Here is a 10,879-nt window from a genome sequence, read left to right on the forward strand (position 1 = left end):
AGGCGGAAAAAGACAACCCGGACCTGGACCTGAAGAAACCCGAACCGCTGTACGCCTGGCAGTATCGACCGGAGTTGCAGTTTAGTTTGTATGAGTTGAATGTTCAGGCAATTCGTAAGTTCGATACGCAAGGAAACGGTACGGACATCAAGGACGTCGCTCAGCCACAGATAAACGGCTCCGATAGCTATGTGAGTTTTCTCTATAACTTGATCCAGTCCTCTTTTGGTGCCCTGGAATCATGGAGCTACCAAGGCGAACGCGAACTGGTGTTGGCCTTTGGCGAGGAAGAAATAAAAGCCACCATTGGTGCGTCACAAAACATTCGCTTCGAGAATATCGAACATCTAGGCGGGCTCTCACCTGACGACTACCTCAGCCTTCGCCTGTATGCCAACAACGATACGGCCAATGCCCTATGGGAATTTGCGTTCGGCTCCGATCTGCTCGGACAATCACCCGTTAATTATATTAGTGTGGATAGGCGAGACGTAGAGCTGCTCGCCTATTTGCCGATAGCAGCCCAGGATGAAGAGCACCCTAAAAATATCAAAGTCAGTTGGAGCGTGACGGGGGGCGGGCAACTGGCGAATAAAATAACCGACTCATCCGCTGGATTGTTTCATAACAAATTGACCGCATCGACAAAAGCTGGCGCCGAACATGTAATAACCGCAAAGGTCATCGCGTCGGATGATGAGCGAGTTGTGGTTGGAACAGAATTAACCTATGGCTCAATAACGGTACTGGCAGGTGAGCCAAAGACGATAAAGTTGAGTAGTGCTGATGCCATTCTGTTGAGTTCCGGGGTAGATAAAACAACGATCACCGGAGAGATTTTCGACCAGTACAACAATCCTGTCCAAGAAGGTACTCCTGTCAGTTGGAACACGGGGTATAGCGGTGAGTTGCAACGTGCAGACTCCTCTGTCGGCCTCGGGGGGAAAGTTACCGCTGAATATACAGTGGGGCGAGAAACACTACCCACTGAAATTATTCTTTCTACAGGGGGGGTGAATTCCCAAGTCGTTATCGAGAAGAAGGCTTTGGAACTGACTGCCTCGCTCTCAGCAGGCCAATTCAGCCCTGGTCAAACGGGCACTATCAGTGTCACTTTGAATCAGGCACCTCAGGAACCCCTGGAGGTTAACTGGAATAATTCGGCTGGCTCGATTTCTGGGCCGGCGGTAGTAACTGGGACCACCGTACAGGCACAATTCAAGATTGATAATGATGTTGCGACCGACGGGCACATTGCTGTCAGTATCGGTGGCGTTAGCAAGGACCTGAACTACAGTGTGATCCCCGGAGACCCCGAGGGGTCTATCCAGTTCGATTACGCCTCTATTGCCTTGGGAGAACAGAGCGTTTATCAGGTTGAAACTCTGCAGGGAGAAGTTGCTCAGCCGGTCGTGCAATCGACCAATGCTACCGTTTATGGAACACCCAATACCTCGGTAACCTTAAGTGCTGGGGGATTCTTCACTCAGAATGTTGCACCTGTCGCCTTGTTTCCCATGGCCGGGTTCGATGTAGACGATGAAGGGCGTAATGTTCAGATTGATACCATCGGCGGATTAAAGGCTCGCGTCGAAGGCAGTGTCGGCTGGGATGAAACGGATTCCTACTTTAAGCCTGGTAGCAGTATTAAATTTAGTGGTGGTCGGTTGTTCGTCGTCGATGATGACTCCTTGGATTTCAATACTGATTATTATGCGAGCATTCGCTTCAAGGTGACCTCGCTGAGTTCCGAGGCGCTGTTGTTTCGTAAAGGTAGCAATAATTCGAATGGCTACGAGTTGCGTATTGTCACTCAAGACGGTGTTGCCCATTTGCAGGCGCGCGTATCTACCGATCAGGGCGACTTTACAGTCGTTTCTTCCAATCCTGTAGAAGTTGGAGCTTGGTATCTTGCCGGATTACAACTCAAGAAAGGTCTCTTGACGCTTGGGATGAATGCCGGGCGAGATACCGTCGCAGCTCCCGGTTTACCCAATAACAGTGGTTTTGCTAACAACCTTATAATTGGCGAAGGTCTCCAGGGAAATATCAGTGAGCTTAAGCTGGGGCAAATTCATGCTTCCCGGGGCTCCTTGGTGTTGATTGATGGTGAATTGGAAAAGACCATCACCTTCGATCAGACGGGTAAGGCACGTGTTTCTATCTCTGGTGGCACGGCGAAACTCAATGCTTTAGGAGCTAGGGTCGGCTTTACTATTACAAAGGACTCTGGCGTGGCTCAGGCTGAAGAGCAAGAGTTGCGTTACCGTCGAGCGTTCAGTCGGCTTACCTTGTTCGGTAATCCTGTGGATCGTGTCTATGCCGAGTCGTCACAGTTAGCTGATGAATACGAGGGTGGTGTAGCGGTGGTCGATGGCCAAGCTATGGCCGAGGCTATCGAAATGCTCAAACAAGCTGGAAAAACAGCACTGGATGCCCTGAAAACCGCGACCCAGTTCCTGTTTGAGATGACAAGCATCTCGGATATTTATCAACTGGGCAAAGCCATTTATCTATGGAGTGATGGCCGCTTTGATGAGGTCGATAAGATCGAATTGGCCTTTGCGGGTATAGGTCTCACACTTACCATAATTACGGTGGCTACATCCGTTGGCACCCTGGGAACGGGGGCACCTGGCTCCATTGCAGCCATGGTTTCCGTCAAGGGTGCCCTTGCGGTATTGAAGAAAACGCTTAAGGAAGTTTTCGTCCGGGAGCCAGTACAAATTTTAAAAATTGGCGGCACGATCGTACGCTGGTCGTTTAAATTGTTGGTTAATATCTTCAGTGGGAAGGAAGGGCGCGAGAAAGCCATTAAACAGTTGATGGAATTCAAGGACGTCTTTATCGATTTGATTAAAGAAAACTCGCTGGCCGCTTGGGGGTTGTTGAGGAATATTGGCGGTAGCGCTCGCGGTTTTATCGCTTTTATCAATATTCGTAAATTGAAATATCAACCGTGCATCGTTTACAACGTAACCCCCTCGAACGACTACCAATTTGCCCGCCTGACCCCCATGGCCCTTGCGGTGTCTTCGGCTTATGCAGCGCCGCTATGTGGCATCGATATTTCCAATCGGATGGAGTCGCTGGTTAAGCAACTGGCTATGGAAAAGGCGGAAGCCATGCTTTTCGCCCGCATCATCGAACGTGCTACTCGGGCCGCGGATGCAGCTGTTGGAGGATTGAAAATGTCGGCGCAGACGGTCGACAATCTGGCCGAGTTTGTTAAAGCAGGACGGGGCGAGAGTATCCTGAAATTCCTCGACAATATGGAGAACCTGGATATCAAGGCTATGGGGGGCTTCCGTTTTGAGAATATGTCCAAGGTCTTGGCTGATGGCGAGACCGCCTTCGATAAATTGATAGACGCCATGCGCTATATTCCTGAGGCAAATCAACGGCAAGCCTTTAACCAGTTGGCGGCGCCGGCGATGGGAAATATCCGTGGTATCTACGGTGAGGCGGCGATGTTCAAGCGGATGAAAGCTAGCCCTAACCTCCCTCGGGAAAACCCATTGGATGGCTTTGTTCGAGTCACTGACCCCGATAATTTGAAGGTCGGCGACATGGTACCGATCAATGGTGTTATGAAGCAGGGTATTGATGCGGAAGGTGCTTTTCTTGAGGGGCTTACCGAGAGTGGTGGGCCGTTATTTATCGAAGTTAAGAACTATACTAGCTTATATAAGCTCGAAAATCTTAGAACGCAGGTTGCTAAGCATTTTGATACCAAGATTCTTGATGCTCTGAATGACGGAAGGACTGGTTGGGAAAAGGGTAAGCCTCATTTGCACTTCGAATGGATGGGGGATGGGTTTAGTAAGGAGGTTAGTCTGGCCGCTCGTAAAAAGGCGGTATTGGATATTTGTGGCGAATATCTGAAATTGATTCCCCTAGTAAAACCTGAATTTAATTGCAAGAAAGATATTACCTTCCATGTTGTGGGAGAGCTAATTGATCCTCTGACTTCTAAGGTGAATTAATATGTTACCGGGTATCCCAGCTAAGAAGAGCCGCTATCAGCCAAAAAATATCAGTCGTTGTGCCGTGTCTACTTATTTGTTAGGTGCGGAGCTTTATGTGCTTTATTCTGGTAATGAAGATCCTGCCTTCGGGCAATCAAGCTTCCTGAAACGGGTTGATCTCAATAAATTTAATGGAGATATACGGGAGCTACCAAATATCTATTCGCGAGAGGTAAATGTCGCTGGTTCGCGTCAGTTACATATTGATGATGACGCCTTAATAATTTGTGGTGCGCAACCAGAAATTATTAACTTGAATGAATTAACCTCGCTTTACAGCGAGGCCGAGGGCTGCCTCAGTATTGAGTGGAATACTTATGGCTGGTTGCATTATTGGAATGGTAAAATATATCGCGGTTACGACTACCATGCTCCAGAAAGGGGGGTGTCTATTGTAGATGCGGAAGCCAAGCGCATTGTTCAGCATCTGGATTTGGATATTCGCTATGCAGGGCCTTGGCGGGGTGAGTTGATGTGTGGCCAGCGTGCAAACGGCAACTTCGCTATCTATTCGCTTCTTGAGCAGCGTTATATCTGTGAATTGTCTTTGGAGTGTTATCGCTTCGATAACTCAGAGAGAAGAATAGCCGCCAGCATTTGCGTTGATGATCGGGCTTATGTACTGGCTGGCGACACACTCTTGTTAATTGATATCGCCAGCGGTCGGTTACTGCGCGAGGTAAAATATCTACAGTTGGCAGCGCTTAAGAATCATATGCAAGCAGAGCGTCTCAGTTTGGAGCAGGCTTGCGCCTCTCGTATGAGTGTTTGTGGCTCAGGCGTAGTATTGGCGCTCTACTCTGTTGGTGGTTACGCACTTTACTTAGACTTATCCCGGGATGACTCCATGGTTTGGTTTTGGTCTGAAGGGCGAAAAGTGACAGCTCTAAACACTCCAGGCGATCTAGTTTACGGATTATCCGACTCTACTCCCATGGCATGGGACAAATATACTGGTGAAATAGTCTGGGAAACCAACCAGCCGACTGCAACTAAGATTATTCAGATTGGCGATCAGTGGTTAGTTCTTTCCCAGTTCACGGGATATCTTCATTGTTATCACTGGAAAAAAACCTATATTTCGCCGCACCGGCCTAATGCTTTATAAGTGGAGACCAAAAAGTAAGCTGATAATCCTTGCGAGCCGAACGCGGGAGCAGGTGCTGTGACGTTAGCTCTTGGCGCAGCTCGCATGTATACTTGATTTTCTGGTAGCCACTTAGTAATTATATTTGGTTTGCTGTCGAGGAAGAGAACGTATTTCCTTGACCTTATTTTTACTTCAAGGTGACTGATATGCTGCCAGGTTTGCCGCCGAGAAAGGGTGCTTTTGGTTCGTCTCCTCTAAGCGAATGTGCTATCTCTACCTGCCTATCCGGTGCCGAGCTATATGTGCTTTATTCTTGCAATGATAATTCTGACTTGGGGGCGGGAAGTTTTCTAAAGAAAGTTGATCTAAATAGTTTAGACGGAAATTTACAAGATCAACCCAACATTTATTCAAGCGAAGTAACTACGGCAGGTCCTCGAATTCTTCATAAGTCTAATGAAGCGCTTGTGATTTGTGGTGCAATGCCTGAGGTCATAGGACTGGATGGTGTAAGCAGGCTCTACAGTGAGGCTGAGGGGCTCCTAAATATTGACTGGAAACCTTCAGGTTGGCTGCACTATAGGGAAGGTCGGGTCTATCGAGGATACGGCTACCATGTTCCTGAAATGGGAGTAGATGTCATTAATGCTGATACTAGGAGTATCGTTCAGCATCTTGATCTGGATATTCGCTATTCTGGTCCATGGCAGGGCGACTTTATGTGTGGACAGCGTTCAAATGGCCGATTTGCTGTTTATTCATTAAACGAGCAGCGTTATTTGTTCGAGTTGTCGCTAGAGTCTTGTCGCTTCAGGTCTCCAGAAAAACGTGTGAATGCTAGCACTTGTGTGGATGGCCGAGCTTATGTTCTTGCCGGCGACACCCTGCTGCTAATTGATATCGCCAGCGGCCAGCTTCTACGCGAGATTCGCTATTTGCAGTTAGAGGCGCTGCAAGCCCATATGCAAGCGGAGAAATTACGTTATGAGCATGCATGTGCCTCTCTTATAAGTGTTTGTGATTCCGGCGTAGTGTTGACGCTTTCCACCGTTTACGGTTACGCCCTCTATTTGGATTTGTCCCTAGATGATCCTTATGTCTGGTTCTGGTCTGAGGGGCGCAGCGTAGTGGCACGGAACTGCCCTGGCGATCTGATTTACGGCCAATCAAATGACCTTCCTATGGCGTGGGATAAGTATTCAGGTGAGGTGGTCTGGCGCAGCACTCGTCCTGTTGCGACAAATACTATTCAGGTTGGCGATCAGTGGTTGGTCTATTCCCAGCTTGCAGGTTTTATCGAGTGTTTCCACTGGAAAAAAACCTATATCTCACCCCATCGACCACAGGCATAAAGGCAGTGGATAAGCTCTTTCCCTTGCTCAAGTCCCCCGCATGGCTACGTAATCAGAATGGTCACGGGTTGCTGAGTCAGTCGATTCCGGGGGTATCTCCGGGCCTGACCGAGCAGGCTCCCCAGTTGCTGTATACACTGGATCAGGGGCAGAACCTGGCATACCTGCCGGTAGAGGGGAATGCTGAGCGACTATCGGAGCTGCATCAAGCCGCGCTGTCGGCGTTACGCAGTGCTTTAGCCCCAATCGATTGGGTGATTATCGATGAGCAGCGTGGCGACTTACGCCTGAAGTTCTTGGCCTTTAGCGGACATTTCAATGCTGCCGAGTGTCTGCTATTGCCGGAGCGTCTGCACGAGGCTCATGAGTTGCTCGACGCCCCTCGTCTGCTGGCCTGCACACCTGTTCGTGGTTTGTTACTGGTTGCCCCCTACGACCCTAAACAATCCATAACCCAAGAACTGTTCGTCAACATTTGCATTGAGCACTACCAAGGGGGCGAAAACGAACCGATTTCTCCTATCATCTGGGGTATCGAGGATGGAGCTATCAAAGACAGGCTCATAGTTAGGGCCATCGATTCGCCGGCATCACCGGATAGAGTGTCTCCCGCTCCCTTATCCCAAGATATTCCATCCGAACGGACATCGGATGGTGGGGCGGCGCTTCGTTATTACACTCCTCTGCAAATTGCCTTTATGACTCTGTTCGGCACCTTGGCTGCCGGATTCTATGGGCTGGCCATTAACTATAAGCGGCTCGGCTATAGAGCGGCGTTTTTCAAAACGCTAGTGGCCGGAGCAATAGTTGTGCCTGGTAGTATTTTGCTGTTCTTATCTTTGCCCGGCACTCCGTATGACCGACTTTTCCCGGTTGTCTCTGCCATATGCGCTGGTTGTTTGGCGGCAGTGCTGCAAAAAGCAAGGTTGGGCAACGCATTCAATGCTGGCGCGAAGCGGCAGACGGTACTAAGTCAAGTGCTGGTGATTGGTTTATCTCTGCTGCTTTTGTTGCCGTTGTTGGCTGTTTTAGTTGCCATCAATACAAATAAGGCTTAGCAGAGAATCGTCGGGAGTGGCCTTCTTCGAGATTGGCCGAATCGCTCTTTAACAATCCGGTATTAACCCAGAGCACCACTTGGTGCTCTGGTGTGAAGTGATTCTTTGCCCATTTAAACGATTTCTAGTCTGGTTGGTTCAACTTCGGTTATGGCGACAGCGCCGAGCGCAACATTCCGGGCGGTCGCTACACCCTCCTGCTGAACCCGGACCAGGGCAATCGCGGCTACGGCTCGGACAGTCGTGAGATCAGCGTCCAGCCGGCCGGCATCACCGTCCATGGCTAGTTCAGCCTCGATCTGGCGGCCCTGTAACTCGGAGACTCCAAGCCGACTACCTTGTGAACCAGAGCCGCTGAGGCGGCTCAAGGACCCATGAAATAGATGTACTGGCCATGTCCCAATGCCTCTTCCCCCGACTTGCCGACCTGACCCGTGGGCTGCTGCTGCACCTCCTGCTTGCCGCGATGCTGGGAGGCGGCGCCGCGTCGGCGGGTGATACCGGCGGCCTCCTTCCGGGCACTGGTGCAGCGCCTAGCCAAGGTCCGCCAGCAGGACCCGGAAAGCCGCGTCATGTGACTACTCGCGTGCGTGGTCATTCTGGGACCTATTTGGGCTTACTGAAAGAACACTTTGCCAGTCCTCCAGTAAGGGAGGCTGACTTCCGTAAAATATTGGATTTGGATAAGAACGGTATAAACCAAACAGCGTTCGAGACCGTTGAAATACCCGTCATAATTTCGTGATCCAGTTGTATAGGACCAACTTGATACTTTGGAAGATATCGATGAGTATTTTATTCAGCAGATATTTGGGTGTATGGGCTATTTCCAGACCAGTTGCAGCAAATACAGCGCTATGTTGATAGTCTTGATGCCATTCAGGAAAAAAGCGAGGCGCTCGCCGAAAAAGTCGGATTTGGAGGTTCATGTGAGTCAACATATTGAAGCAACGCGTCGGCTATTTGATGAAAGCCAAGATTTGAAGTCTAATGAGCGCAAGCATTACTACAAAGAGTTAGTGTCCTTCACTAGGCGGTGGTTGCTCAATCTTCCAGATGATCACGGGGTTTATCTAAAAACTCTTTTTTTTCAAGGTATGTTGCCTGAGAAGTACGAAGAAGGGCTGCGATATTGGGAGCCATTTCTAATCTGTTTATCAGCTCCATCTATTGATAGGGGTTATGTTGTCTCAATATTCAATCAGTACCGGCCTCTTTGTGCTTTTGATGTTGTGGATTTGTATCGGGTTCATTTCGATGGTAAGAGTCGCCCCGAGTATCTGGCGGTGGTGGAGCGTTTTATGTCTATCGTTGAATATTTGGCAGATAAAGGTGCTGGTTGGTTAAAAGGGGAGGAAGGAGACTTTCGCTACTTATATATGGGGTTCTATATTGGTGTTTTTTATTGTTTGGATTGTGGTGAATCAGCAGCTGGAACTATTGGGGCTAGGGTAAGTAATTACGTTGAGTCGGAGTTTGAAGAGATAAAGGAGTTGCCAAGGAGTGTTGAGAACTTACCTTTGCTCTGGAGAAGGCTGAGTTCTTTATTGGCCGGGGATGCTGAGAATCCTGATCTGGTTTATCGTGATGAATTCTTTGTATCGTTCTTGGGTCGGATGTTTGAGAGAAGGCTGCCGTTGTCTTTACAAAACAAGGTTGATGCATTATATGCCGAGCTGCCGAGTCGCATAGAATGGGTTAATGGTGAGATAAGGTTTGATGGTTAATGAATAAGTGAAGTGAGGCTCTATGACTCAATATGCTGAATCCATACGGCGTGTTTTTGATGAGAATCACGAGCTTAATATAGAAGGCAGAAAATTCTATTATAAGGAATTGGTGTCTTTTGTTAGGGAGTGGTTGATAAGCCTCCCTGAGGATTATGCCCCGTATCTGAAGGTCCTCTTCTTTCAGGGCTTATTACCTGAGGAGCATGAAAGGGCAATGCGGGCTATGGAACCGCTATTGATTTGTTTGTGTGCTCCTTCTATCGATAGGGAGTTTATCGTTTCAATTTTTCGGGAATATCCTATTTATTGCGCGGTTCATGCGGTGGAGCTTTTTCGGGTGCACTTCGACCCAAACGAGGAAGAGAAGTGGGGGGAAGTTATCCAGCGATATCGTTATGTTGTGGAGTGTTTGGCTGACCAAAGGATTCCATGGCTTGAAGATCCAGATGCCGGCCGATTCCCTTTCTTGAGACTTTACGTAAAGGTCTTTGTTAAGTTGCACAATGGTGCTTCAGCTTCTCAGACCGTCGGGTCAACAATGCTCGATTATGTCGAATCTCAATTTGAGAAGGTAAAAGATCTGCCGGCAAGTCAGGAATTTTTGCTGTCGCTTCGGAAACGGCTCACGGCACTGCTGGCAGGAGAAGCTGACAATCCTGAGTTGGTTTATAGTGACCCCGTTCTATTAGAGTTTCTCAGTCGTTATTCCAGTAAACAGTTGCCTCCTTCTTTGCAGTTGATGGTTGGGGAGATTTATTCAGGACTGCCACATCATATTGATTTTGTTAATGGTGAGATTAAATATTAGGGGGTATTTCATGGAGTGTCTCCTCTATGTTTTGGTGGCTGTTAGCGAAGAGGAAAAGTGCGCGCAGTTGCTGCTGAATCTTTCTGTCGAGAAACCTGTATTGGAAGAAGATGTCGAGCTGCAATGGCGACCGATGTTCAATGCGCTGGAGTTTTTACCATTACCCGAAGAGGTGAAAGTTTTGGATGATGGACGCGTATTGATTGCCTGGCCATTACGGAGCGATTCGGACCCTGCGCGTTATATCTCGGCATTAACAGCGGCTAATGTGTTCGTGATGGGGGCCTTGGAGGCCTTCGAGGACGGTGGGTATTGTTATGTCGAGCTGCCTAAAAACGGAGAAAGTGCCACGCGAGGGAATCGTTGTGCTGAAGAAGAGGTGTTTTTCAGCCCAGGGCGAGTGGCAGAGTTGTTGTCGTCTGCAACAAGCTGACTGGATTGCTTTGATTTCAGATTTGCAGTGACTCAATAATTCCCTCTGTGAGTTGGGAATAAGGCGAGAGCCCTGAAATGGATGTACTGGCCATGTCCCGACGCCTCTTTCCCCGACTCGCCGACCTGACCGGTGGGCTGCTGCCGCGTCTCCTGCTGGCCGCGATGCTGGGAGGCGGTGCCGCGTCGGCGAGCGCCTTCGGCCTGCTCTCGCTGCCGGGGATCTACATCCCGCAGACCTACTACAAATATGGCGCGGTCTACACGCGGGCCATCGTGCCTGGCCCGAACAACCGTCCGGTGTACGTGGAATACGACAGCAGCGGGCGGGAAGCGCGGGAGATCGGCGAAGCGCTGGGTGCCTACGAGCGGGCCCAGGTG

The 10,879-nt window shown here is 49.3% G+C and carries 8 protein-coding genes; all 8 read left to right on the top strand.

What is annotated here, in order from left to right; genetic code table 11:
* Positions 1-86: 86 nt before the first annotated feature.
* Entirely contained in the window at positions 87-3,986 is a 3,900-nt protein-coding gene (locus BZL41_RS28520; RefSeq protein ID WP_218224504.1) for a hypothetical protein, read from the top strand.
* Position 3,987: 1 nt separating this feature from the next.
* The gene (locus tag BZL41_RS27950) at positions 3,988-5,136 is read left to right on the top strand and encodes a hypothetical protein (RefSeq protein ID WP_143518067.1); all 1,149 of its coding nucleotides are present in this window, start codon (positions 3,988-3,990) and stop codon (positions 5,134-5,136) included.
* A gap of 188 nt (positions 5,137-5,324) precedes the next feature.
* Positions 5,325-6,470: a hypothetical protein gene (locus BZL41_RS27955; RefSeq protein WP_143518068.1), complete on the top strand. Its 1,146-nt coding sequence runs from the start codon at positions 5,325-5,327 to the stop codon at positions 6,468-6,470.
* 5 nt (positions 6,471-6,475) lie between these two features.
* On the top strand, positions 6,476-7,528 hold the full coding sequence (locus BZL41_RS11640) for a hypothetical protein (RefSeq protein ID WP_095599450.1): 1,053 nt from the start codon (positions 6,476-6,478) through the stop codon (positions 7,526-7,528).
* A 773-nt stretch (positions 7,529-8,301) separates the two neighbouring features.
* On the top strand, positions 8,302-9,255 hold the full coding sequence (locus BZL41_RS27960) for a hypothetical protein (RefSeq protein WP_143518069.1): 954 nt from the start codon (positions 8,302-8,304) through the stop codon (positions 9,253-9,255).
* 22 nt (positions 9,256-9,277) lie between these two features.
* Positions 9,278-10,066 carry a hypothetical protein gene (locus tag BZL41_RS11650; protein ID WP_095599452.1) on the top strand — a complete coding sequence of 263 codons (789 nt, stop codon included), beginning with the start codon at positions 9,278-9,280 and terminating at the stop codon, positions 10,064-10,066.
* Positions 10,067-10,076: 10 nt separating this feature from the next.
* Positions 10,077-10,499 carry a hypothetical protein gene (locus BZL41_RS27965; protein WP_143518070.1) on the top strand — a complete coding sequence of 141 codons (423 nt, stop codon included), beginning with the start codon at positions 10,077-10,079 and terminating at the stop codon, positions 10,497-10,499.
* 92 nt (positions 10,500-10,591) lie between these two features.
* Positions 10,592-10,879: hypothetical protein (locus BZL41_RS11655; protein WP_143518071.1), on the top strand; the 288-nt coding region annotated here is incomplete at its 3' end.

Source organism: Pseudomonas sp. PIC25 (assembly GCF_002286785.1).
Classification (GTDB): Bacteria; Pseudomonadota; Gammaproteobacteria; order Pseudomonadales; family Pseudomonadaceae; genus Pseudomonas_M.